This window comes from Asanoa sp. WMMD1127 (genome assembly GCF_029626225.1).
Lineage (GTDB): Bacteria > Actinomycetota > Actinomycetes > Mycobacteriales > Micromonosporaceae > Asanoa.
The window spans coordinates 5062793-5086814 of the sequence record NZ_JARUBP010000001.1 but is presented as its reverse complement, the minus strand read 5'-3'; the positions used below and the strand labels follow the sequence as shown (position 1 = coordinate 5086814).

At 66.1% G+C, this 24022-nt stretch carries 21 protein-coding genes; 7 read left to right on the top strand and 14 right to left on the bottom strand.

Translation table 11 applies throughout. The features are described 5' to 3' along the window. Positions 1-62: 62 nt before the first annotated feature. From O7635_RS24465 to O7635_RS24455, 3 genes are read left to right on the top strand one after another with little or no spacing between them, the layout of a single operon-like run. On the top strand, positions 63-671 hold the full coding sequence (locus tag O7635_RS24465; RefSeq protein ID WP_278082800.1) for a hypothetical protein: 609 nt from the start codon (positions 63-65) through the stop codon (positions 669-671). 49 nt (positions 672-720) lie between these two features. Then, positions 721-2145: a glycoside hydrolase family 16 protein gene (locus O7635_RS24460; RefSeq protein WP_278082799.1), complete on the top strand. Its 1425-nt coding sequence runs from the start codon at positions 721-723 to the stop codon at positions 2143-2145. Continuing rightward, positions 2142-2702, top strand: coding sequence for a GNAT family N-acetyltransferase (locus O7635_RS24455; RefSeq protein ID WP_278082798.1), 561 nt, complete (start codon positions 2142-2144; stop codon positions 2700-2702). Before O7635_RS24460 ends, O7635_RS24455 begins: the two co-directional genes overlap by 4 nt. A 608-nt stretch (positions 2703-3310) precedes the next feature. Here the strand turns inward: O7635_RS24455 and O7635_RS24450 are convergent. The 5 genes from O7635_RS24450 to O7635_RS24430 form a co-directional block, all read right to left on the bottom strand. Then, the gene (locus O7635_RS24450; protein WP_278082797.1) at positions 3311-3919 is read right to left on the bottom strand and encodes a GNAT family protein; all 609 of its coding nucleotides are present in this window, start codon (positions 3917-3919) and stop codon (positions 3311-3313) included. A 79-nt stretch (positions 3920-3998) separates the two neighbouring features. Further along, positions 3999-5732, bottom strand: coding sequence for a GH25 family lysozyme (locus O7635_RS24445; RefSeq protein ID WP_278082796.1), 1734 nt, complete (start codon positions 5730-5732; stop codon positions 3999-4001). Positions 5733-5826: 94 nt separating this feature from the next. After that, positions 5827-7395 (bottom strand): VCBS repeat-containing protein, encoded by a 1569-nt coding sequence (locus O7635_RS24440; RefSeq protein WP_278082795.1) that lies wholly within the window; start codon positions 7393-7395, stop codon positions 5827-5829. A 157-nt stretch (positions 7396-7552) separates the two neighbouring features. Next, positions 7553-7768 carry a hypothetical protein gene (locus O7635_RS24435; RefSeq protein WP_278082794.1) on the bottom strand — a complete coding sequence of 72 codons (216 nt, stop codon included), beginning with the start codon at positions 7766-7768 and terminating at the stop codon, positions 7553-7555. Positions 7769-8203: 435 nt separating this feature from the next. Then, on the bottom strand, positions 8204-10126 hold the full coding sequence (locus tag O7635_RS24430; RefSeq protein WP_278082793.1) for an AfsR/SARP family transcriptional regulator: 1923 nt from the start codon (positions 10124-10126) through the stop codon (positions 8204-8206). 675 nt (positions 10127-10801) lie between these two features. On the opposite strand from O7635_RS24430, the gene O7635_RS24425 reads away from it, so the two are divergent. From O7635_RS24425 to O7635_RS24415, 3 genes are read left to right on the top strand one after another with little or no spacing between them, the layout of a single operon-like run. Further along, positions 10802-11362: a TlpA disulfide reductase family protein gene (locus O7635_RS24425; protein ID WP_278082792.1), complete on the top strand. Its 561-nt coding sequence runs from the start codon at positions 10802-10804 to the stop codon at positions 11360-11362. Further along, positions 11331-13193 carry an ABC transporter ATP-binding protein gene (locus O7635_RS24420; RefSeq protein WP_278082791.1) on the top strand — a complete coding sequence of 621 codons (1863 nt, stop codon included), beginning with the start codon at positions 11331-11333 and terminating at the stop codon, positions 13191-13193. The genes O7635_RS24425 and O7635_RS24420 overlap by 32 nt, the downstream gene beginning before the upstream one ends. Then, positions 13190-13774 carry a S26 family signal peptidase gene (locus O7635_RS24415; protein WP_278082790.1) on the top strand — a complete coding sequence of 195 codons (585 nt, stop codon included), beginning with the start codon at positions 13190-13192 and terminating at the stop codon, positions 13772-13774. Before O7635_RS24420 ends, O7635_RS24415 begins: the two co-directional genes overlap by 4 nt. Here the strand turns inward: O7635_RS24415 and O7635_RS24410 are convergent. The 3 genes from O7635_RS24410 to O7635_RS24400 all read right to left on the bottom strand — a co-directional run bounded on the left by O7635_RS24410 (position 13712) and on the right by O7635_RS24400 (position 16038). Further along, positions 13712-14257, bottom strand: a complete 546-nt coding sequence (locus O7635_RS24410) for a MauE/DoxX family redox-associated membrane protein (protein ID WP_278082789.1) — start codon at positions 14255-14257, stop codon at positions 13712-13714. The genes O7635_RS24415 and O7635_RS24410 overlap by 63 nt on opposite strands. Before the next feature lie 1025 nt (positions 14258-15282). Next, positions 15283-15588 carry a hypothetical protein gene (locus tag O7635_RS24405; RefSeq protein ID WP_278082788.1) on the bottom strand — a complete coding sequence of 102 codons (306 nt, stop codon included), beginning with the start codon at positions 15586-15588 and terminating at the stop codon, positions 15283-15285. 234 nt (positions 15589-15822) lie between these two features. Beyond that, a complete protein-coding gene (locus tag O7635_RS24400) occupies positions 15823-16038 on the bottom strand; it encodes a hypothetical protein (protein WP_278082787.1) in 216 nt (71 codons plus the stop codon). A 466-nt stretch (positions 16039-16504) separates the two neighbouring features. On the opposite strand from O7635_RS24400, the gene O7635_RS24395 reads away from it, so the two are divergent. Beyond that, a complete protein-coding gene (locus O7635_RS24395) occupies positions 16505-17305 on the top strand; it encodes a zinc ribbon domain-containing protein (protein WP_278082786.1) in 801 nt (266 codons plus the stop codon). On the opposite strand, the gene O7635_RS24390 is transcribed toward O7635_RS24395, so the two are convergent. The 6 genes from O7635_RS24390 to O7635_RS24365 all read right to left on the bottom strand — a co-directional run bounded on the left by O7635_RS24390 (position 17302) and on the right by O7635_RS24365 (position 24003). Then, entirely contained in the window at positions 17302-18693 is a 1392-nt protein-coding gene (locus O7635_RS24390; RefSeq protein ID WP_278082785.1) for a protein kinase, read from the bottom strand. The two genes, O7635_RS24395 and O7635_RS24390, sit on opposite strands and share 4 nt — an antisense overlap. Positions 18694-19576: 883 nt before the next feature. Next, on the bottom strand, positions 19577-20452 hold the full coding sequence (locus O7635_RS24385; protein ID WP_278082784.1) for a hypothetical protein: 876 nt from the start codon (positions 20450-20452) through the stop codon (positions 19577-19579). A 106-nt stretch (positions 20453-20558) separates the two neighbouring features. Then, positions 20559-21464, bottom strand: a complete 906-nt coding sequence (locus tag O7635_RS24380; RefSeq protein ID WP_278082783.1) for an IPT/TIG domain-containing protein — start codon at positions 21462-21464, stop codon at positions 20559-20561. 427 nt (positions 21465-21891) lie between these two features. Beyond that, entirely contained in the window at positions 21892-22800 is a 909-nt protein-coding gene (locus O7635_RS24375; protein ID WP_278082782.1) for a hypothetical protein, read from the bottom strand. 461 nt (positions 22801-23261) lie between these two features. Then, the gene (locus O7635_RS24370; protein WP_278082781.1) at positions 23262-23744 is read right to left on the bottom strand and encodes an SMI1/KNR4 family protein; all 483 of its coding nucleotides are present in this window, start codon (positions 23742-23744) and stop codon (positions 23262-23264) included. 13 nt (positions 23745-23757) lie between these two features. Beyond that, positions 23758-24003, bottom strand: a complete 246-nt coding sequence (locus tag O7635_RS24365) for an HNH endonuclease (RefSeq protein WP_278082780.1) — start codon at positions 24001-24003, stop codon at positions 23758-23760. Positions 24004-24022 lie beyond the last annotated feature (19 nt).

Here is a 24022-nt window from a genome sequence, read left to right as displayed (position 1 = left end):
CATGAATATCTGTGCGCAACGCACGGGTCACCCGGGCGCGGCTCGGGCGGAAGCTGTCGTGTATGAACAACACGGCTCGAGTCGACACGCATGCCCATACTCGCCCCGCCGGTCGCGCGGCGGCCGTCGGCGCTCACCTGCTCTCACGTTGGCCGTTGGTGCTCGGAATCGTCGCGTTGCTCTTCAACATCACGAACGGAACCGATTCCCATGTGACCGCGATGATCATCATTCTGGCATCAACGTGCTACCTTGCCGCCGCCGCTGTCGGCTCGCGCCGCAGCGCGTGGGTGGTGGTGGCCGTCGTCAGCGTCGCCGTCGTCCTCGCCCGCCTCACGGGACTCGACCCGACCGCGACGGTGCTCGTCCTGGGATCGGCATTCGCGGTCTTCGGACTCGTTCGCGGCACCGGGGAGGATCGCCGAGAGGTCGGCCGGCAGGCGCTCGCATTCGTGGGCTTCAGTGCCATCGCCCTCACCGCCATGATGTCCAGTCCGACGGTGGCCATCTACCTGGCCGCCGCTACCGCGCTCGGACACACTGTCTGGGACGTTATCCACTTTGTCCGTGACAAGGTCGTCACCCGCTCGCTCACCGAGGCCTGCTTCGTCCTCGACCTCGGCCTGGCAATCGCCCTCCTGCTGACCGCGTCCGCAGCGCCGCAGCTCTGAGGGACCGCAGCCCCGGACCAGACCGGCGCCGATCCGCCGGCCGGCGGTGATGACCGATGAAGCGTTCGCCGCGCAAGATCCAGCACAACGTCCCGTTGAAACTCCTGGCCTCACTCGTCGATGTGGGATCCCATCTGACGAAAGCCCGCAATCAGAAAGGGTGACCATGCGCAGCGCATCTCGGTGGCTGATGGCAGGAGTGGGCGCGGCACTGCTCGCAGGCCTGCTGCCCGGCGTTACCGCTCATGCCGCCACCGGCACTGTGACCGTGTCCGCCGCGGCGGACACGACGTTCACCATGGTGCCGCAGGACGGCGACAACAGTGTCAAGACGACCCTCGCGACGTGCCCGCGCGTCTGCGAAGGAAACAACAACGGCCAGCGTGACGCCCTCGTCCGCTTCTCCATCGCCGGCGTACCCGCTGGTGCGCGCGTCACCCGTGCGAGCCTCGAGGTCTACTCATGGACCGCACGAACGGCCTCCGTCACCGCGCACTCGGCGTCAGGCGGCGCGGACGATCCGGGGTTGTGGTCCAGGAGGCCGACGCTCGGGCCAGCGTTGGCCCAGCGAACCTCGGTCACGAGCGGGTTCAACTCCTTCGACGTGACCGCCGCCGTCGCGGGCAACGGGCCGGTCACGTTCGCTTTGCAACAGACGAGCCCGGCCGACCGCACCTACTGGGCGGCGGCCGACAACACGGCGGCGGCCAATCGCCCACGAATAGTCATCGCCTACGACACCGCTCCGCCGAGCTGGAGCCTCGCGTGGAGCGACGAGTTCGACGGCTCCACCCTGGACACATCGAAGTGGCGGGCACGACACAACGCGTGGACGGACTACGACCGCTCCTGTGCCACAAGCCGGTCCCAGAACGTCTTCGTCTCTGGTGGCACGCTCACGATCCGGGCGCAGCGCGAGAACTACACCTGCGGCAGCCAACCGCGCGCCTTCACGACGAGCTACCTGGACACCATCGGCAAGAAGTCCTTCACCTACGGCAAATTCGAAATGAGGGCGAAGTCCCCCAACGGACCAAATAACTCCCGAGGACTCTGGCCCGCCTTCTGGATGCGACCGGACGACGGACTCAACGGCGAGATCGACGTGACCGAGCTCCCCGGCGGCAGCCAGTACTACCGGGCTTCGACCTCCGCGATCTTCAGGGACTACACACCCACCAAACAGGACTTCCGATGGACCTTCCCTGGTACGGGCTACCCGGGCGACGGCTTCCACACGTATACGACGGAGTGGGACGCCACTTCCATCCGCTGGTACGTCGACGGACAGCTCATCTGGACCCGGAGCCCCGCGACCACCCCGTGGTTCAACGAGGTATTCCACAAGCCCTACCACCTGCGCCTCAACTTCCAGGTCGGCGGCTGGCTCGGCGACCCGGACAGCAACACCGTTTTCCCCGCCGACTTCGTCGTGGACTACGTCCGGGTGTACCAGCGGAGCACGACGCGATGAGCGCCCGCTTCGAGACGGCGATCCAGATCACTGGGCTGGGGATCCAGCTCCGCGAGTGGTCCGACGCCGACGTGCCCGCGATGAGACGACTTTTCGACGACGGCGAGGTCGACCGGTGGACGCCGTTGCGGGGTCCGTTCGACCTGGCGATCGCTCAGAAGTACCTCGATAACGCGCGACACCGCCGTGCCGAAAGTCGCAGCATCCAACTCGCCATCACCACGGACGGACACACAGCGCTCGGGGAGATTCTCCTTTTCCCTACTGGACCCGGCGGACGAGACCCGGCGGGCGCGAGCGCCGAGCTCGCCTACGCGGTCGGCGCGGAACATCGTCGCCAAGGCCTGACCAGCCGCGCGGTTCGTCTCATGACCGACTACGCCTACCGACGATTGCAAATGGAGAAAGTCCTCCTGCGCATCGATCCTGCTAACGCCGCGAGCGTGGGGGTTGCCCGCGCAACCGGATTCAAGCCGGTTCGCGACGAGGTGGGCGATCTTCAGGATCCCCTCCGAACATGGATACATCAGAAGACATCGACATCGGGCTTGACCTGACCGTTCGTGACCGCGTTCGAGGGTTCAACGTCCGGCTGACAGCGCCGATCCTGTCAAGCCGAGACGGTCCGCGAGCTCGGCGGCTTCCGGGGCGCCGAGCTCGCGGTACGTTCTTGTCCGCCCAGTACCGCAGCAACCGTCTGGGCCGATTCACCCCCTGCGGCGAGCCACGGCGAACCTCGATCTCTCCGAGCGTCAGCTCCGACGCGCCACGCTCCAGGCCCGTACCACTCGCTGAAGGTCGCCACGGCCGCGGTCAGCATCTCCTCCGCCTCGACGACACGGCCATCCTGATGGGCCAGCAACTCGAACAGGATCCGGAGGCTCTGGGCCGCACTTACCTTCCCCCGCGGGCACGCACACCGCAGGTCCCGCCGCTAGCCCATCCCCTCCCCTATGGGCCGCCTTGTCCGCGATCATCCAGTCCGACCCGAGAGTCGACGCGCCGGAGGAATCGTCCGCGCGCCGGCGGACTGCTCAATGCCGGTCCAAGCGCCGCAGCTCCAGCACATTAGGATGTTCAACCGGACGTTGTGCCGGATGTCGGTGGCGCTTCCTCGGAGGCGCGTGGCTCATCGTGACGGGATGCGCCAAAGAACGTGCGTGTGTCAGGCCGTCAAGATCCCCTTTACGACGGACTTGACCGCTCCCTCTTCATCGCTCGCGTTGTGGCGGGCCCGCCATTCGTTGGCCAGCATGGCCCAAATCTCGAGATCGATGCGTTCGCCGGTCGCGTCCGGGAAGACCTCACGCAACGTGCCCTCGTGCCTCATCCCGAGTCGCCGCGCGACCGCGACGCTGCGCTCGTTGCCTGACTTGACGCGCCACTCCACGCGGACGATGCCGCGCTCGTTGACAGCCCAGTCGATGATCCGTTCAACGGCACGAGTGACCAGCCCACGGCCCTGCGCACCGGGCTCCAACCAGCAGCCGGCTTCGCAGAAACCCAACGCGCTGTCGAAGGACACGAAAAGGACACCGCCGACAAGGGCGCCGTCCAGCCATATGCCCCAGATTCCGCCGCCGTCCTGAGCACGTCGATCCGCGTAACGCTGCAATACAACACGAGCCGCGGCGACGTCGCGGGCGACGAAGCTGGACGAAACCCACGGCAGGATGTGCTCGCGAGCGCGGCCCAGGTGCTCGAAGAATTCCTCGGCATGCCAAGGCTCAAGCGGACGCAGGACAGCTGACCTCGTGAGGGACAGCACGAACATCACAACCTCCATCGATAACGGACGTTTGACATGGACAAGGTGGAGGCCCCGACGATGGTCGAGGCCCCACGTAGGTCGTTCACCAGTTGCCGAGGACGAGGCGTCCGGCCACGGGATCGAGGTTGTACGGGCCGGAGGTGTACCAGCGGCCAGCGTCGGTCAGCCCGGCGTTGAAGACGTAATAGCCGAAAGTGCCGTCGCTGATCTGGTAGGCCATCACGATGTCAGCCTTGCCGTCGCCGGTGACGTCACCGGCCGCGACCCGGTTGCCGATGTTCGACACCATGAAGGTGCCGTCGCCCAGGTAGTCGGTCGTGCGTGCGAATCCGCTCCCGGTGGAGGTCCAGCGGTAGATGCTCATGGTCGCGTCGCCGTCGTCGCGCACCAGAGCGGGTTCAGCCTTTCCGTCACCGGTGAAGTCGTCCACGACCAACCGGCCGGCGACCCTGTCGAGGTTGAAGATGCCAGAGGTATACCAGCGCCCGAGGCTGGACAAACCAGCGCTCCACACGTAATAGCCGAACGTGCCATCGCTGATTTGGTAGGCCATCACAATGTCGGCCTTACCGTCCCCAGTGACGTCGCCGGCCGCGACACGGTCACCCACATTGGACATCGTGAAGGCGCCAGCACCGACGTAGTCGGTCGTGCGGACGAAGCTGCTGCCAGTCGACGTCCAGCGGTAGATGGTCACGGTGGCGTCGCCGTTGTCACGGACAAGAGCGGGTTCGGCCCTGCCGTCGCCGGTGAAGTCAGCCACTACGAGGCGGCCGCCGACGCTGTCGAGGCCGAATGGGCCGGAGGTGTACCAACGCCCCGCGCTGGACAAGCCTTCGTCGAACACATAGAACCCGAATGTGCCATCGCTGATCTGGTAGGCCATCACGATGTCGGTCGTCCCGTCACCATCGACGTCGCCGGAAGCGACCCGGTCACCTACCTTCGCCAGCGAGAATGCCCCCTCTCCGGAGTAGTCGGCGGTGCGTGCGAAAGACGTGCCGGTCGACCGCCAACGGTGGATCGTCATCGTGGCGTCGCCGTCATCGTGCGCCAACGCCGGGGCGTTACGCCCTGTCGTCGCGTTGCACAGTGCGCGGAGGCCGGCGAGTGAGCCGTTGAAGACGTCCCGGTCAACGCGACCGGACACTCCGGGCACGCTGCCGCTCGAGGTCCATTGCCACAGGGTGAAGCGCGACCAACCAGACGGAAGTGCTCCCGGGGTGTCGGCATCGCGAGAGTGGAACAGCGGGTAGCTGCCGAACGCGGTGCTGTTGCCGGTGCACGGATTCCACCAGTTCGGGTTGGTGTAGATCATCGCCTTCTGGCCAGTGCGGGCCCTGACCTGGTCGAGGAACTGGCTGATCCAGGACACCATCGCGCTGGTCGAGAGGCCGAAGCAGGTGGGCTGGCTCGCGGACCACTCGATGTCCAGCATCGGCGGCAGGGTGGTGCCGTCCGAGCTGTACCTGCTGGTGTCGACCAGCCGGTTGGCCTGGCCGCGGGGGTCGCCTTGGTCGGGCCGGCCGAAATGGTACGCCCCGAAGTAGATGCCGTTGGCGCGAGCACCACTCCGGTTGGTGACATACGTCGGGTCGGTGAAGCCGGTGCCCTCGGTTGCCTTGGCGTACGCGAAGTCCACACCGGAGTCGGCGACCGCCTCCCAGTTGATGGCGCCCTGGTAGTGCGACACATCTATGCCGGTGACGGAATAGCCGGTGGGAGCGCCCTGTGCGGCTACGGGCTGCGACGCGAACCCGACCACCGACAGGGCCAGCAGCGGAAGAAACCTGGTTAACCAGGATCGGAAACGCATGAGTTGTCCCATCTCACGGACTGGCCAGCTAGGCCGGAAGGGGTGATTGCGGGGAAAGCCGTGGGGTGGCGGCGAGGCCACCCCACGGCGGGGATCACCAGTTGCCGAGGACCAGGCGACCGTCGACGCTGCCCAAGTTGAACGGGCCCGAGGTGTACCAGCGGCCGAGACTGGTCAGGCCGGCACTCCACACGTAGTAGCCGAACGTGCCGTCGCTGATCTGGTACGCCATCACAATGTCGGCCTTGCCGTCGCCGGTGACATCGCCGGCCGCGACACGGTCACCCACGTTCCCCAGCGAGAACGAACCCTCACCGACATAGTCAGTGGTACGCGCGAAGCTGCTACCCGTGGAGACCCACCGATAGATGGTCGTCGTGGCGTCACCGTTGTCACGGACCAGCGCAGGCTCCGCCTTGCCGTCACCGGTGAAGTCACCCACCACCAGGCGGTTGCCGACGCTGCCCAGGCCGAACGGGCCCGAGGTGTACCAGCGGCCGAGACTGGTCAGGCCGGCACTCCACACGTAGTAGCCGAACGTGCCGTCGCTGATCTGGTACGCCATCACAATGTCGGCCTTGCCGTCGCCGGTGACATCGCCGGCCGCGACACGGTCACCCACGTTCCCCAGCGAGAACGAACCCTCACCGACATAGTCAGTGGTACGCGCGAAGCTGCTACCCGTGGAGACCCACCGATAGATGGTCGTCGTGGCGTCACCGTTGTCACGGACCAGCGCAGGCTCCGCCTTGCCGTCACCGGTGAAGTCACCCACCACCAGACGGCCGCCGACGCTGCCCAGGCCGAACGGGCCCGAGGTGTACCAGCGGCCCTTGCTGGACAGGCCCTCGTCGAAGACGTAGAAGCCGAAGCTGCCGTCGGCGAGCTGGTAGGCCATGACGATGTCATCGTTGCCGTCGCCGTCGACGTCGCCGGAAGCGACTCGTTCACCGACGTTCGAAACGTTGAAACCACCATCGCCCTTGTAGTCGGTCGTGTGGTCGAAGGCGCTGCCGGTGGAGTTCCACCGGTAGATGCTCATCGTCCCGTCACCGTCGTCTCGGACCAGCGCCGGCGCCTTCCGCCCGGCCGGCCCGCTCGTCAGTCCCGTCCGCCTGATCGGTTTGTACGTCCGCAGGTCGTCCGCGTCATTGAAACCTAGAGCGCCGGCGTTGTTTCTCGCGTAAGGGTTCTGGACTGTCTGCCCATCGGAGTTGAACGAGTAGACATAGGCGCCCTTGCTGTGGTCGCCCTTGTCCTTCCAGAAGGCGAACAACTCAATGTGGCCGGTGCGGACCATCGCATCGCCAGGCTGGAAAGCGTCGATGCTGGCGAGAGTGGTCCACCGGGAGTTGCTCTTCTGGAAGTCGCCCGTCACGTAGCTTCGGTTCAGGTGCCACACCATCGATACCAGGCCGGAGCAGTCGCGCCGGTAGGTGTGCGCGCCCTCAGGGTCGCTGGCATAGGGACCGGTCTGGGTATAGGTGATCTTACGGTCGACCCAGTTCTGCGCGCGGGAAAGGATCTCGCTGCGACCGATCGGTCCGTCGATCGACGAGGCTTGGGCAGGCGCGGGCGTCAACCCGACCAAACCTCCTGCGACGAGCGCCAGGGCGGAGAAAGCTGCCGAGCGGCCGAGAGCGCGGCGGAAAGTTCGTTGCACGAAGGCTTCCTTTCGCAAGGAGTTGATCCGAAAAGGACAGACGCAGCATCGGATCGGCGACGGTGACGAGGCCTAGGCTGTGTCTGGGCAAATCATCGCGGCGAGATCCGGTAGCGAATCTGAACGGATTCTTGATGATCACGGGCCGACTATCGGCTCAGCGCAGGCCAGCGCAAACGGCCTTCATCTCGACCGTTACAGAGGCGTCTCCACAGTCCACCGACGCCGGGGCGCGCGCCACCACACGCCACTGTCGGTCGCCATCTCGCCGCAGAAAGACCTGGTTGCCGCCGGCGAGCTCGGTGGAACTCGCGACGGTCGCGATGAGCCTCGCGAAACCGTTGCGGCAGGCGAACACCTCTACACCGTTCACCGTCTGCCCGCTTACCGCGGCGGCGACCGCTTCCTGAAGTACCTGGGGCCGGCACGCCGGATCCGAGTCGATGGTGGGCGCAGCGGCGGCGACGGTTGGCTCGGTGCTCGTGGCGGTCGGCCCTGGCCCGCTCGCAGCGGGGGAAGCCGCCGGCAAGGTGTTCGTCGTCCCCGCGGACAGCTCCGGAGTGGGATCGTCCGCACCCGACGGGCTAGACGCGTTAGGCGTACTGGAGGCCCCCGCGGTCCGGTTGTCCGGATGACCGCATCCCGCAAGACCGAGGATGGTAGCCATGGCCAGGATTGGCAGAAGCTTGAGTCGGAGCGTCATAAACGACCCTTCGTTCGAATGGCAAGCACCGCAGCGATGCCCGACGAGGCACCGACGGTAGAGAGACGATCTGTCTCAGATCTGGACGAAACCTTGATGTGTTGATCACGCGGTGTCGTCGACGACTCCCAGAGCCTGTGTTCGGGCTATCGCCGCTGCCAGCGACTCCTGTGACTCCTCCGCTAGCGCGCGCTCGCGGGCGAAGATCCGCACGAGATCGTGCATCCGGTAAGAGGGCACGCCGAAGACCGGGCCGTGTATCGCGCTTACGAGACGCCCGTCCGCAAGCTGTTCAAGCAGTTCGTCGGCCTCGTCCACCGAACCATCGACAAGCGCCGCCGCCACCTCTCCGGTGACCGCTGGCACGCCCAGGTAACCGAGGAGCCGGAACGTCCGCCGGGCGGCCGAGTTGAGCGCCCGGTAGCCGATCGCGATGCTGGCCCGCACGCTCAGCCCGTCAGCGGTCAGCTCGTGCAAGCGCGCGTGATCATCGCTCATCCGTTCGACGAGCCGGGCCATCAGGCGGTGCGGTCGGGCGGAGATACGAGCGCCGACGATGCGCAGCGCCAGCGGGAGTCCGGCGCACATCGCGACAAGCGCGTCAGTCGCCTCTGGCTCGGCTCGCAACCGCTGCGGTCCGACGATGCTAGCCAACAGCGCGGTGGCGTTGGCTCTGTCGAGCAGGGGCACGTCGATATGTTCGGCCCCCGGGAGGGTGGTCAGCAGGGTCCGGCTGGACACGATGAGTGCGCTACCCGGGCCTCCAGGCATCAACGGCCGCACCTCGTCGGCGCTGAACGGCGAGTCGAGCACGATGAGCACCCGCCGGTGGCTGAGCAAAGATCGATACCGCCCGACCTTCTGATCCAGTGTGGACAGACCTGCCAAGTCCGTCGCGCCAAGGGCCCTCAGCACCTGGTCCAGAGCATCATCCGGATCGCTGCGGCGACCACTAAGACCCACGAAGATCTGGGCGTCCGGATAAGAGGGTCGCAGTAGATGCGCTAACCGAACGCTCAATGCGGTCTTGCCCACTCCACTCGGTCCGGACAGGACCACTACCGGCCCGGCCGCGGCTCCGGAACGGGGACTTTCGACCTGGAGAACACGCATCGCGCACAAGATCTCTGGATCGCATCCGACGTGATCGGGCAGGTCGGCCGGCAGGTGACAGCCGAGCGAGTGCGCGGTCTCCCCTATCCCCGCGGTCGACGGAACCGTAACCAGCGGCAGGGCGGCGGCGGCCCGCGGCTGGCCGGCCGAGACAGCGGTCAGGGGCCCACGCAGCGTGCCGCGGAGAATTTCCCGGTGCAGTTCCTGAAGTTCCGCTCCCGGATCCACCCCGAACTCATCGGCCAGGTTCGCGCGGGTGCGGGCGTACAGCTCAAGCGCCTCGGCGCGGCGCCCCCCGACATACAAGGCGCGCATCAGCCGGAGCACCAACGGTTCGACGTATGGATGGTGGTCGACGGCCTCGGCGAGGCGGTCGGCGACCGGGCAAGGCCGGCCCTGGAGGAGCTCCCCGTCGGCCCAGCTGAGCAGAACCCGCATGAGCTGCAGCCGCACACTCTCGCGGACGCGGGCCGCCCATCCACCCGGCAGGCCGTCCAGCGGCTCCCCACGCCAGAGATCGATTGCTTCGCGAAGGAGCGCCGAGCGGCCGGCATCCCCTGGTGGGAGCGCCAAGGCCCGCTCGGCGAGTCGACGAAGCCGGTGCAGGTCAACGTTGTCCGGGTTGGTGTCCAGGCGGTAGCCGGCGCGCCCCCGGACTACGGTGATCGGCGCCGCCGCACCGGGCTGCGCGTCGGTCAGGATCCGGCGGATCCGGGTGAGATACGTGTAGAGCGCCCCTCGGGCATCGGCCGGCCGCGCATCATCCCAGACACGGTCGAGCAGCGCCTCGATAGACACATTGCGACCCGCGTCGACGGCGAGCACCGCGAACACCAATCGCTGTTTCGCCGGCCCCAACTCCAAGGCGCGGCCGCCCACCAACGCCTGCATGTCACCGAGTACGCGCAGATTCACCACATCGCCCCGCCTGTTATACCGCCGCACAGCTGTGGCCAGCCCTGGTGGGCAGGTCAACGGTGTTGCTGGCGAGCGGCGGAACGCCACTCGGGTGCGCGTCCCACCACTTCCACCGGACGCGGTATTCGCGCCCCGGCTCGACGTATCAAAACGCGAGGCGGGAAGGTGATCCAGGAAATTGATCTGGACATTTCTCGGCCATGACCGCGCGACGTTGGCCAGTCGCGGGCTGAGGACCTACCTGCCGCCACCGACGTCTGCGGCATAGGGCGCCGCTTAAAAAGCCTGTTCAACGTCGTGTTGAACGTCCTGGCTCAACTGTGATCCGCGCGGTGTGATGAGTCGTCAGTGATCAATGCGGTCGCGATTCTCGCGACCCAACTCAAGGAGGTTCCGGTGAGTCGGATGGTGACAATGCTTGCCGACCGCGTCGTCGGCGTCGTGGTGCCCCGAACGGAGGCTCGCGCAGCTAACGTGTGCTACGAGAAGTTCTGCTACTGCCGCGGCATCACGCTGTACACGCAGTACTGCTGCCCTGGCTTCGGGTGCAAGGCCTGCCGACGCGTCGGTGACGGCTGCTGACCTTAAAGCAGATCACCGGAGCCGGGCAAACCCGCCGGCTCCGGTGATCGCCGCCGGTCGTAAACACCCGCACGTCCGCATAGGAGCCCCATGTTCTACCTGGCGATGACAACCATCCTAATTGGACTTTTGGCAGCAGCGAATCTCCTGTTCACGTTCGGCGTCGTCCGTCGACTGCGCGAGCACACCGAACAACTGGCCCGACGAGGCGACACCTTCGGTCCTGACAGCGCCATCGCGCTGCCCGTCGGCACCTCTGTCGGTCCAATCCACGCGGAAAGCATTGACGGACACTCGGTCGAACTTTCCAGTCTGGGAACGCGGCCCCTGGTGGCGTTTTTCTCCCCGACGTGCCGACCGTGCAAGGAACGGCTTCCCGCCTTCGTCGCGTACGCCGCAGCGCGCCCCGGCGGACGAGACAGCATCCTGGCCGTCGTCGCCGGCAGCCCCGAGGAGTCCGCGGTCCTGGTCGATCAGCTACGACCCGTTGCAACCGTGGTGGTGGAAGCTGACCAAGGCCCGGTGCAGCAAGCTTTCGCGGTCACCGGTTTCCCCGCATTCGTGCTGGTGAAGGATGGCAGGGTCGAGGTGTCGACCTTCGAGCTCATCTCGATCACGGATGCGGACGACGCCGGCCTACCCGCGAATTGAACTGACCCCAATGATTGCTCGCGCCGCTGGTCGGGCGGCGACGCTTGCCCGACGGGCCGCCCCTGCGCACCTCACCGGCTACCTGGCCGTCGAGACGATTGCTGGTCTGACGCCACTCGCAGTGGCCTGGCTGACAAAGGCGGTGGTGGATCGACTAGCGACGGGGCAGGTCCGCTGGGCGGACATCGTGGGGCTCACCGGTGCACTCGCCTCGGTGGGCGTCGCGGCCACGCTCGCTCCACATGCCATCCGCTACCTACGACTGGAGCTGGACCGCCGGGTACGTTTGGAATGCACACGCCAGCTGTACGCCGCCGTCGACGGGTTCGTCGGCCTGCGCCGGTTCGAGGACCCGGCCTTTCTCGACCACCTGCAGACCGCCCAATCCGCTGGTGTCAACGGACCTGGCGAGGTGGTGGACAGTGGACTCGGCATGCTGCGGTCACTGCTCATCGTGCTCGGCTTTGCCGGCACACTGTTCGGCCTTGGGCCATGGGTAGCCGTGGTAGTGCTGTCCAGCGCCGTGCCAGTGATGCTCGCCGAGGTAGCTGTCAGCCGTCGCCGAGCCACGATGATGGCGCGGATAGGGCCAGCGCAACGGAGAGAGGTGTTCTACTCCAGCCTGCTCACCAACCCAGACGCGGCCAAAGAGGTGCGCCTGTTCGGAGTGGGCCGCTATCTGTGGCAACGCATGGCCGCTGAGATCCGCGGTATCAACCTGCAACACGCCCGGGTCGACCGCCGAGAGTTGGCCGTCCAAACCGGGCTGGCTCTGCTGAGTGCGTCCGTGATCGGCGGACTGCTGTTGTTCGCGGTGCGGTCCGCGGTGAGTGGTGAGCTCTCGGTCGGTGACGTTGTGCTGGTGGTAGCCGCGGTAGGCAGCGTCCAGAGCGCTCTTGCCGGCATGATCACCGATACCGTCTCCGGATACCAGGCGCTGCTGTTGTTCCGTCATTTCATGATCGTGGTGGACACCGGACCCGACCTCATCGTTCGCCCACGTCCGCACCCGGTGCCCCCGCTACGCACCGGAGTCGAGTTACGGGACGTGTGGTTCCGCTACGCGGACGACCAGCCCTGGGTCCTTCGCGGCGTGAACCTGTTTCTTCCCGCGGGTCGGACGACCGCGGTGGTCGGGCTCAACGGAGCGGGGAAGTCGACGTTGGTCAAGCTGCTGTGCCGGCTCTACGACCCGACCCGCGGGGCTGTGCTCTGGGACGGCGTCGATCTGCGGGACGTCGATCCGGCCGAACTGCGTCGACGGATCCGCACCGTCTTTCAAGACGCCGCAGCCTACGATCTGACGGTCCGCGAGAACATCGCCATCGGCGACCTCACCGCTCTGAGTGATCAGCATCGCATCGAGGCAGCGGCACGCACGGCCGGTGTGCACGACGTCCTGGCGAACCTCCCCCGTGCGTACGAGACATTGCTGACTCGGGTCTTCCTCGGTGAGTCCGATCAAGATGAGCCCGGAACGGGTGTGGTGCTATCTGGGGGTCAACAGCAGCGTCTGTCCATCGCGCGCGGACTGATCCTCGAAGATTCTGATCTGCTCATCCTGGACGAACCCAGTTCGGCACTGGACGCCGAGGCAGAACACGACGTTCACGGCAGATTGCGTGAGCACCGCCGAGGCCGAACCGGCCTGCTTATCTCCCACCGCTTAGGCGTTGTTCGGGAGGCCGACATGATCGTCGTGCTCGCGGACGGCGAGATCACAGAACGGGGCACTCACGCCGAGCTGGTCGGGGCGGATGGCGCTTACGCTGGCCTGTTCGCCCTGCAAGCGGCCGGATACCGCGCCTCGACCAAGGAGGTCATAGCATGATGATGATGCTGCTGCTAGGCGCCGGGGCGACGATGCTGCTCGCGGGCGGTCTGATCGTATTGCGCCGCCGGACGATGGTGGTAACAGTGCTCGGGCCGAGCATGGCGCCGACGTTGTTGCCAGGAGATCGGGTAGTGGTGCGCCGGGTGCCGATGGCGCGGATCCGCCAGGGCGATGTTGTCGTGCTGCGCGTCGCAGGGCCGTGCCGGCCCGGCGACCCGGAAGGTGACCGGCACGCACCTCTGCTTATCAAGCGTGTCGCTGCCGGCCCGGGCGAGCCGGTGCCGGCAGCCCTGCCGACCTGGGCGCAGACCTCTGGGTTGGTCGAGCCCGCCACGTTCGTGGTGCTGGGTGACAACCCTGAGGCGAGCAACGACTCACGTCATTTCGGCGCGGTTCCGGCAGCGGGCATTCTCGGAGTCGTGGTGCGCAGGTTCGGCGGCGGCCCATTGGCGCGCCCGGCGACGGCCGACATGCGCTCGAGCAGCGGACCAGCCAACGACCTTCGCCAAGGCCAGCTAACGGCCAGCCGCCGACGCCGGCTTGAAGAGCGCGACCACCTCGTCCAACCGAATCACTAAGAATGCGGCCAACAAGCCGAAGGGCGCCATGACGGCTAGCGCCCCGAGGTCGAGAGCGGTCTGCTGGCAACCGGCATAGCACCCTGCCAGGCCGATCAGGCCCAGAGCCCCGTTGCGGACCACGTGATGCCACCCGAATGGCGCGGACGCGCTGCCGCCGAAGCAGCGGCACGCCGCCGACGTCCCTCGGCGGAGGACCAAGCCGATCGCCACCGCGAAACACGTCAGGAGTGCGGCGGCCAGACCCAGCCCAAAAGTCCTCAGCTCCGGCACCGGCAATACGACGAGCAGCACCGCGACGGCCCATTCGGCCGCGACCACGCCGGCAGCTACGGCCGCGACAAGACGATTTGGAATGTAATTAAGCGCGGCGAGAGAGTCGACGAATTCTCGAAATTGCCGGCGACCTCGCGACTTGCTTATGACCGCGACGACAAAGACCGCCCAGACGAGGCATCGGCCAAACTCCGCGAAATACGACACGATTTGCTCCGAGAGGATCAGAAATGGTTTCTTACGTTTGCGTCCTGGATCCCCGGCGGTTTGAACTTGACGGAATCGCTTCGATCTGGCGCACCGCTGCCGAACGGAGACACTAGGTACGCGCCGGGTGTCGTGGTCCAATTTTTTCCACGTGCGGCGTCTTTACGTCGAATATCTTACGAAGGTGCCGGTCACTCTCCCTCATCGTCGAAAGAAACCGAATCAACGCATGGAGCATCGCAAGAGACTCGTTCATCTGACCGCAGGAGCCAGCACGGCACCAGGTCGTTGAGGGAGATGTTCAACCGGAAATTCGATCGTCCACGACGAGGCGGCAGGCCCACCAACTGGCGACTGGCCCTTCCTCGCACACCTCGCGCAGGCCGCCGCGCACCAACACAGGATCTGGTCTGACGACGGCCGGCGATCCCTCCGGGATACTAGCGTCCGCCGCCCGCCAGTTTGTACCGCGAGGGAGATGGCGCGGGTCTGGTTCATCGCTTGGCCCGCTGGGCGGTCCGGTTTCGCACGGGTCGTCGCGGGTGCCACGGAGGCCATCAACCGTGGGCCGCTCGGCGAGCCGCTCAACCTCCCGCTCAACGCCGCGAGAGAGCGGCGCTGAGCTTGCCCTATTCGGCGAGCCGCAGCGTGATCTACGGCAGCCAGTTCGGCATGACGTATCCCCCTCTTCGCACTACGGCGTTTAGCTCTGGGTGCCCGATCCAGCAGGTCGACCCGGCACCATCTGGCTCCAATCGCACCAGCAACGGGGCACGCCGTTTCCGCTGCGGGCCGTCACAAGCTCCCGCGCGGACGACCTGCCGGACGGGGAAATGCCTCACCCAGCGGCGGTAATGCCTGCAACCTCCGGTACGGCGCCGGGTCGTCGACCAGTCCGGCAGCGACCGGGTCGCGGTGCCGGAAATGGGCGCGGAAGACGTCGACGAGGGCGTCGACGGCTCGGTGCTGCTCGTGCGTGTCGCCGTAGGCGCGCCAGTGCGCGCCCTCGGTCGGCGGGAGGTCGGTCAGGCGGTACGCAGCCGCGCCGTTGACCGCATGCTGACGAGCTGTTTAGCCGACCGGTACGGGAAATGCCACACCTCGACGAGGCCGGTAGCCCCACCGCTCCGGTCGGGCAGAGTGACGCCGTGGTTGCCCTGGTGAATGACCGCGTCGCAACGCCACCGGAACGTGACCTTCGCCAGGTCGCCTGGCTTCGGCGACCGCCGCCCCATGGTGACGGACGGGTCGCGGCCGGCCGGATCCAGCGCGGTGCAGAAGTGGTTGGTCAGCACGACCGGCGTGACGTGGACGCCGGTGCTGGTAAGCACGCCGCTCGATGACGTCGGCTCGTCCTTTGGCCATCGAGACGCCGAAGGTGGCCACTCGCGCCTCCGATCGCAGCGATGAACGCCAGGATGAGCATGGCGGCGGAAATCGGGTTGACTATCTGCGAGGGACGGTCCCAAAGCCGGACAGATCGCCCAGGAAATGGTGGCTCGTTCGAGGGCAAAGGTTTTAACTCAAGTCCGCGAGCTTGCGACACCGAACAGCCAAGTTGGATTTCAGATGGCGGTGGTTTTTTTTGATCGTTTGAGCGACGCGGCGGCCAAGGCGGCGGTCAAAGCCATCGCTGCCAGCAGGCAACTAACCTGCAACGCGGTCGGCTGCTCTTCGAATCCAGCCACGATCTTGGCGGCCTCTGCCCCGGTAAGCCCGAGGACCGACAGGGCAGCGACGAGCAGCGGGGGCGTCCGCCACGCTCGCTGCCGTCGGCTCATACACGCCACTGTAGAGGGTCCCTGCCAACCACGCTTTGACCGTCGTCTACAGCGGCTGCCAGGCAGCTACGGATGCCGGCCGGTGCATCAGCATTGTCACCGCGCGGCTGCCGAGCATGGCGCCGTGACCGAGTCGTAGGTCGGCGGGCACCCGGCGGGAACCGTAGGTGCTCCACGAGGTGGGTGTTGCAGATCTGCTCGGTTAGGCACGCATGGCGCAGCGCCCGCGGGCCCTACGAGCGATACCTCAACCCGGACGCTCACCGAAACAGAACGGGGCCCGATGCGTGGCGCCGCTATCTAAGCCTGAATGACCCGACCGAGGCCTGCCGATACGAACCTGTCTTCACCGCCGACGCCCCTGCAGCGACCCTTCCTTCACCTCGCCCCTGGCCCGGGCTGGAACAACCGGGAACGGTGGATAGTCTCCAAAGACATCGCACACGAGCCCCTCATCGATGAAGCCGTGTTCGACCAAGCCCAAACGATGCTCGGCATCCACGCCCGGACCGCGACCTCACCCAAGCGGGCACACCGCTCGCGCCATCCCTACATCTTCAAGAGCCTCGTTCACTGCGGCGCCTGCCACCGGAAGATGGAGGGCATGCACGCCCACGGCATCGCCTACTACCGGTGCCGCTACCCGCGCGAATACGCCCTCGCCAACACCATCAACCACCCTCGCACCGTCATCATGCGCGAAGACAAACTCATCCGGCCGCTGGACACCTGGCTCGTCCAAGAGCTCAACCCAGCCCAGCGGCAACGCACCATCGCCAAACTCATCGAACAAGCCAAAACCGGGATCCCCGCACCGAGCACTTCGACGCCACCCGGGCCATCTATGGCCGAGTGCGATGCGAAGCTCGCCCGGTATCGCGCCGCGCTCGACGCCGGCGCCGACCCCGCCGTGGTCGCAACCTGGATCGCCGAGACCCAGCTCGAACGCGAACAGGCGCTTCGGCGCCAAACCAACCAAGCACCGCCGGAGTCGACGACCACCATCCCAACCGCGGAGCAGATCACCGCGATCGTCGAAGACCTCGGCAATCTGGTCACCGCGATCCGCGACGCCGAGCCCGAACACAAACTCGAGGTCTACCGCAGCCTCGGCCTGCACCTGACCTACGAGGCAGAAACGAGAACGGTGCGTGCCCAGATCGATCTTGGGCCGCACCGTTGGGATTCGGTTGGTGTCCGAGGAGCTACACGAACCGATACGCAACCGGGATATCGTCTGGCAGGCACGATCCTGCTGCCCGACTAGTCCAGCCGCAAGGGCGACATGGCTCCATCCGCCGCTGCACCGTTGACGCTTTCGTCCTCCAACGCCTTTGCTACCGCGGTTAGCGCCTGAGGCAGGCACCGAGCATAGGCGTCCTGGAACTCGGTCAGTAGTGTGGCGAAATGCGCCGAGTCGATGGTGGTCTCGGCTATGCGTTCCAGGATCGAGAAGCTCCATCCGCGGCCTTGGTTTCGCCGGTGAACGTTCAGGACGGCCGCGACTGTGGAGTTGCCCGAACCGTCACCCACCTGCAGCGCCACGCCGAGCTCAATTCGAACGCCAGCGCTCCCGGGCGCGACGATCATGCCGCCCCACACGTGGCTGCCGAAACCCCGAGAGGGCGAGGTGACCAAGGCTCGAGGCATTGCGACCTGGGTTGGGTGCTGGGTTCCGAACGTAGGCAACCGGCGCGATAAGTCCCAGTAGGCTGGCTTGGCGACTTCGTCGACGAGGCGGTTGTGCGCCTGGGCCACGCGGTTGTTGAAGGCGTCTCGGCTTTCGTCCCGGCGGCGGTGCAGCTCAGTCATCGCCGCGATGCGCCGTTCCAGGTCCGCCAGATCTCCCACTACCACCGGCTCCATGTTGGGTTTGATCATTGCAACCAGTTCGTTCGCAACGTCCCGCATCCGCGGACGCCTGCCGGGGTCATTGACCGTGCAACGCTCGATGAGCAGGTCGAGCTGAGGCGCCCACCGGTAGTCGAGTCGAGCGGTCAAGCGGCAGATGTCGTCGTCGGCGCGGTGCTGGCCGGGAAGGGGCAGGTTGACTCCAGCGAGTAGAACCCACAACGTCTTCGCAACCGAGTAGACGTCGGCCGCCTCGGGATCAGCTAAGTCGGGTGACTCGCGCATCTCGGGAGCCATGAAGTCCGTCGGGCCGAGCTTGCGGCCGTGCTCCGTCAGCGCTTGACCAGCAGGGTACTTGACCAAGCCAAAGTCCCCTATGGACCAGACGCCCCTTAGCGAAAGCAGGTTGTCCGGTTTGACGTCCCGGTGAGCGATCCCCTCTTCGGCGAGCGCTGCCAGCGTCTGAGTGATGGCCGCCATGGCGTCAACTACCCGTTCTGGGGTGGGGTCAGCACCGAGAGCCGAGCGGATTGGAACCGCCAGGGGCATTACATACCAGATCTTGCCGATGCCGCCTAAGTTGTGATCAAGGATCGGCACCACGCCTTTGCGCTGGCCGGGACCTAGGAGAAACTCGATCTCATTGCGAAACCGGCCGAGCCGCTCTCGGTTCCCTTGCTTGAGAAGCACTTTGATAGCTGCATCGATGCCGTCTTGGCCACGGCAGCGCCACACCTCACCGTTGCCACCCTGGCCGAGTTTTTCCAGAAGGTGCCAGCGCCCGAGTCGTTCGCCGCTGTTCATTGCGCCCTCCAGGACCAAACTTGGCGCCAACGTCATGGCGTTGTGCCTCGGGACTCGCGCACTGCGAGAGATCTCGCCGCTGAGCGAGCCGTTCAGAGGATCCTAAGGCAACTCGGTTCCAACTCGCGCGCAGCGGTGCGGGTGGCGATCGATTCGATCAACGTCGAGCCAGTACACAACGATCCGCCCTACGGTGGAAGCAGAAGCGCCGCCCAATGGTGGTTCTGCGCGGCCTCGCGATGGCACGCCGGCGAACTCAGGGCAGGTGGTCCTCCACGGGTCCCGGCTTGCTTCGGAAGGTCTCCGCATCCAAGGCTCGAAGCCTGCATCAGGCCGAGGCGTGGAGGTTCATCTCGCTGACGAGGACATGCTCTGAGCTGCGTTGGGTTTGGGTTCATATCGAGGGGCGACAACAACCGATACCCAACCGGGGTATCGGTTGACAGGCAGGATTCTGCTGCCCGACTAGCGGGCCGTCAACATCTCGATCGCCCACGGCCACCGCGGTGCATTTGGAGAGCCTCCTCCAACATCGATTAGTCGGCCGCTTGCTGGCCCGGTGGAAGGAGTTTGGCGAAAGTGATGAATGGCAGCAACTGCTGGGTCGTAGACCAGCTGATCGTCTCGGAACCGGGCGCACCGGCGATGACCGCAGCGATCCGCTGGTGCAAGCGGCTGAGACGCTCGCGTTGGGCTGAGCGTCCGGGTCTTCAGACCGTGCGGGACGCGCCGTCCCTCGAAGGACCCGAAGGCGAGGTCCTCGCCCACATCGGTGAGGGCTGGTGCCGGGTCAATGGCGCCGCGACGACGGCCTGACGCCGGCCATTGTCGAAACCTCTCTGGAATAGGGGCCCCGGCATCTGCGCGCGGGCACGTGCAATCGTCACCCGGCGTCGCGACCGACGAACTCGACACGGATCGCGTCGCTGTGCGTGATCACATACACCCGACCGTTTCCACCGGTCCACTCTGGGTTTATCAGCACGTAGCGATCCGCGACGCTTTCCATGACGCGCAGGCCGGTGTAGCGGTACCGGTACGAACCCGGTTCACCGACTGGCGGTTCCGCAACGACGCCATCGGCGTCGATGCGAAGATCGTCCTTGCTGTACAGGACGATCGCCGGAAACTGCTCCGGTCGTGCCTTGTAGTCGGCGGCGAACTGCTCCCCCAGAAAGAGCGCCACCCGCTCGGTGTTCCAGAACATCAGGAGCAAGAGCAGCAGAGTGACCATCCAGCGCCTCGGTCTGGTCCACGGATCGCGACCCAGAACACGCGTCTCCAACCCGCGCGCCGCGATGGCGAGCAGGACGGCCATGGTCAAGCCAGCCGGCAGCGAGTAGCGGTTGTTCGCCGGTGGCAGGGAGCCCACGACGGCGAGGACCGCGCATCCGAAGGCAGCACCCTTCGCGACTCGGGCGTAACGGCGTAGCCGACTGGGGCTGATACCCACCCGCCACCGCCTGGGCAGGACAACGTCGAAGACAACATGGCCGATGATCAACAGCACGAGCAGCGCGGTCAGGAGTGGAAAGAGAACGTTCACGCTCTTGAGCAGGTAATCGGCGATCGAAAGGTTGAGTACGCCGGACGGGAAACCGAGATTCTCCGCCTGCACTCGCGTGCGAACCCAGCCGAAGTAGTAGAGCAGCGCGGTGATGACCGTCAGCTCTGACCCGATCGCCACCAGAAGCTGACGCATGCCGTCATCGGTGTCACCAGCCGCCTGCTCCGGCGCCGACCGGCGCGGCTGGCGCACCGGTTGAAGGGACGTTCCGGGGGTCCGTCCGCGAGCCTGCTGCCGGCGAGCCCGCCGCTGAACGCTTCGGGCGCTCCGCGACGGGCCATGGTCCGCTGGCGTGTGCTCAATCGTCATATCGGAAGTTGGCATAGAGCGGTGCGTCGATCCGCGGCGCTCCTGAGATCTTGACGACGCCGTCTTTGCCTGACTCGGTCTCCTCGGCCGCTGGAGGAACGACCACGGTCATCGTCCCGTCCGGTTGGCGTTCGGCGATAACCTCTTGATTCGCGTCCCACCAGTACAGGGGCAGGAACTCCGGAAGGTTGCGGCCGTGGACGAGGACCGTATAGCCGCCGGACCGCGGTCCGTGGTCGGGATCTAATCCGGTCAGCTCCGGACAGTTCCCGGGAAGGGTCGCATCGCTGCGGAACACAGCGCGCTGTCCCGCGCGGTGGGCTTCGACCAGCGCCTGGAACACCGTGTAGACCTGCTGGTTCCAGCAGTCGAGCGCGTTGACGTCCACCTCCGGGAAGCGGGCCATGGCGACATCCCACATCTCGCTGACGCCGTCCAGCCCGGCCAGACACGCGGCACCCGCTCCCTCATAGAGGGTCCGATACGGCTCCTCGAGAGGCACAAAGCCTTCCTCCGCCGTCTTCTGTGCGACAAAGAGAACATCGGCGCAGTCACGTTGCATGAAGGCGGCGTACACGTACGACAGGTCGAGGTCACCGCCGCCGGCAGGCGTGAACTTCCGTAGCCACCTGATCAGGACGGAGCCCTCGGGCTTCGGCTCCTTGCGGGGCGCGCTGGTGGCGTGCTCCTCGTCGTCCGGCTCAGGCGGCTGCGTGGCCGCCGGCCCGCCACGGTTCGACATGGTCGACGAGTCCACGGTCGGGCTCTCCTGCAGAGGCGGCAGCGCCTGGCCACCGCCGGTGTCGACCGGCTGGTTCTCCGCAACGAACACGGTGTAGCCGACGGTGGAGAGCGTCAGCACCAGAACCACCGCCGCGACCACGACGACGGGCAACCTGCTTCGATCTGAAGGCGTCCACATCGGATCTCACCTCGACGCCGCAGGAGCGCCGTACCGGCCGGAACGGCTGGTGTGGATGCGGCTTCACGTGATAGTCCCGCTAATCGCCTCCCAGGTCGTCCATATTTCAGAGTTTGAAAAGCGGACGAATACCCGCTCATCAGAGGCAACCGCACATCGACGGTCACCGCCGGGCGGCGCTAGTCACCGTCGATGGATGCCGTCCAGTCCGACTGTGGGCCCGCCGCGCAGCGGCGGCGTGCGGCAGCCGGGGGGATCAGCAACGGAGGTCCCGTCAACGATTAACGCTCGGGTGACAGGCACAGCCTTGGCAGCACGCTGCTACGTGCCAGCGTGGGGTGTTGCCCGGCGCCACCTCATCTGCGGGATCCAACGAATAGGACGAAACCTTGTAAGAGGGTTACACGTCGCTGGTCGCTACATCCGCATGAGCGATGAAGCCCGGTCTGTCGAAGGCGAGGAAGGGTCGCCAGTCGTCACCTTCGAGGGCGGCGCTTTCGAGCCGCGTCGCCAGGTCGCCCTGCTGCGCGCCCACCTGGAAGAGAAATCGGTCGTCGAGACGGGCGATCGGCCTGCGGGCTGAAGACCGCAATGGTTGCCGTCTCCCGGAGAAGACGTCGACGTTCGCGAGGTGCGCCTCCATGACGTCGTTCTCGTCGTAGCGAACGCACGCCAAATTCGTCTCGCTCAGCCATCCGGTGTTACCGGGTGGCACCATCTCAGACCGGACGATGTCTCTAATCACGGCGCCGCCTAGATTGACAATGACCGTGTGTGACTCAGGGCCGTTGTCCGCGGACAGGGGCGTGTCGATCGACGCCGCGAGATGGGTGCGGTCCGGGGAAAGCGCGATGGTGCTTTCGGCTCGGAACCCCCCTGGCGTTGAGTAAAGAACCTCGGAGCGTCCTGAGTCGACATGCACGAGGCTGATCATGACGACCGTGGCGTCCGGGTCGTCCGACTTCGATTCGTCGTCCGTGTATGCCAGGACGACCGCGGTGTCCCCGTCAACAGCAGCACCCCCATTGGGCACCCACCCGCTGTAGGGCAGGTCCGCCCACCGCTCCCGGCCGGTAGCGAGGTCGTGTAGACCAACACGCGTCCCGTCAGACGTGTAGGCCGACAACACCACCTGAGCGCCATCAGCCGACAGGGCGAGCACCTGCATATCCCGGTCGGGCTGCAACACCGATGGCCGCGCGAACAAACCGGTGGCGCTGTCCTGCAGCACTAGCAGCTCGCCGTCCGTGGTGACCACCTTGAGGAGCAAAGATGCCCGCGACGGCGCGCGCAAACTCATGTCACCCATTGCAAAAACATAGGGAGGCGAAGTTGACCGCATGGCGCACACCATCGCGCTTCCAGCCGATTAGTGGAACAGCGGTCCGAGCACACCAGTGAGACTGACCGCCGATTCAGCGGCGCCGCAAGGCCAGAAGCAGAGGCGCGCCCGGTGGTCCTGCGCCGCCTCGCGTTGGCGAGCCCGCAAGCTACGGGCTAGCAGGTCCTTTACGGGCTGCGACTTGGGTCACGTACGAGGCTCGGAGCCGGCTCGAAGCCGAGGCGGGGGTTCAACTCGATGACGACGCGAGCGCTCTGAGCTGCCGTTGGGTATGGGTCCCGCTCCGCGTCGTCGATCGCCGCGACCGCCGAGCGGCACGCCGCGGCGCGGTCCACCGGCGGACACCGTCGACCCGTCCGTCGGCCGTGCGCAGGCACACACCGTAACGGCGGCCGTCAGCACCAGCCCGAGCGCGAGGAACCGGGCCCTCATCCGGCGAGCCCGTCACACTCGACCAGGCGGTTCACGAAGTCGTCGAAGGACGCGGCCGCACGGCGCGGAACACGGTCCTCGTCCACGTACGCGACGGATGGCTCACCGTCCGGGCCGCAGTCCGAGTAGTCGAGCATCACCGTGTCGTGGCCACCGGACGGCAGATCACAGATGACCACTCCGATGTCCGGATATCCCCACTCGGCAAGAATGCCGCCGCCTTCCTGCGTAGCCAACGTGTCGATCCCCCAATCGCCACCGATGCCGAGCAGTGCGCGAATCTCGAAATGGTCCGGCGCCCACGACGTCGCGAACGACGTCGGCACGCACCGCCGCTTCGGGATGCCGCCGTTGCGCACCAACAGGGTCTCGACGTAGGCGCGCGGCAGTCGCACGCCCAACGTCTCCTCCGCCCGCCGCACCGTCTCGAGATTGAGCGGAGCGCCGGTGTAGTAGTCCTCGTCTTCAAACTCGATCATTCTGGCTGCCCACTCAACATATCGAGAACCCACCTGTGTGGCCGGTCTTGCCGTGCACCTTGCTGTCGACGAGCTGCATGAGGCCGCAGTCCTGGTGACGGTGCCACGTATAGCCGACGGGTGTGCTCTTGAGCCCGGCGGCGGCGTTCGCCAACCTGAAGTCGACCGGTCGCGATCCGGACAGCGGGATCCGGACGTCGGGGACTGTGGGATGGCGCCGGGCCGAGAAGTCGGGGAAGCCCTGCGCGTCGAAGGGCACGCCCGTCGCGGGTGCGTGT

What these genes read in the sequence shown, in the direction of transcription:
- O7635_RS24465 (WP_278082800.1), top strand. Translation starts at nt 63, where the DNA reads ATGAACAACACGGCTCGAGTCGACACGCATGCCCATACTCGCCCCGCC.
- O7635_RS24460 (WP_278082799.1), top strand. Translation starts at nt 721, where the DNA reads ATGACCGATGAAGCGTTCGCCGCGCAAGATCCAGCACAACGTCCCGTT.
- O7635_RS24455 (WP_278082798.1), top strand. Translation starts at nt 2,142, where the DNA reads ATGAGCGCCCGCTTCGAGACGGCGATCCAGATCACTGGGCTGGGGATC.
- O7635_RS24450 (WP_278082797.1), bottom strand. Translation starts at nt 3,919, where the DNA reads ATGTTCGTGCTGTCCCTCACGAGGTCAGCTGTCCTGCGTCCGCTTGAG.
- O7635_RS24445 (WP_278082796.1), bottom strand. Translation starts at nt 5,732, where the DNA reads ATGCGTTTCCGATCCTGGTTAACCAGGTTTCTTCCGCTGCTGGCCCTG.
- O7635_RS24425 (WP_278082792.1), top strand. Translation starts at nt 10,802, where the DNA reads ATGTTCTACCTGGCGATGACAACCATCCTAATTGGACTTTTGGCAGCA.
- O7635_RS24420 (WP_278082791.1), top strand. Translation starts at nt 11,331, where the DNA reads ATGCGGACGACGCCGGCCTACCCGCGAATTGAACTGACCCCAATGATT.
- O7635_RS24415 (WP_278082790.1), top strand. Translation starts at nt 13,190, where the DNA reads ATGATGATGATGCTGCTGCTAGGCGCCGGGGCGACGATGCTGCTCGCG.
- O7635_RS24400 (WP_278082787.1), bottom strand. Translation starts at nt 16,038, where the DNA reads ATGAGCCGACGGCAGCGAGCGTGGCGGACGCCCCCGCTGCTCGTCGCT.
- O7635_RS24390 (WP_278082785.1), bottom strand. Translation starts at nt 18,693, where the DNA reads ATGAACAGCGGCGAACGACTCGGGCGCTGGCACCTTCTGGAAAAACTC.
- O7635_RS24375 (WP_278082782.1), bottom strand. Translation starts at nt 22,800, where the DNA reads ATGGGTGACATGAGTTTGCGCGCGCCGTCGCGGGCATCTTTGCTCCTC.
- O7635_RS24370 (WP_278082781.1), bottom strand. Translation starts at nt 23,744, where the DNA reads ATGATCGAGTTTGAAGACGAGGACTACTACACCGGCGCTCCGCTCAAT.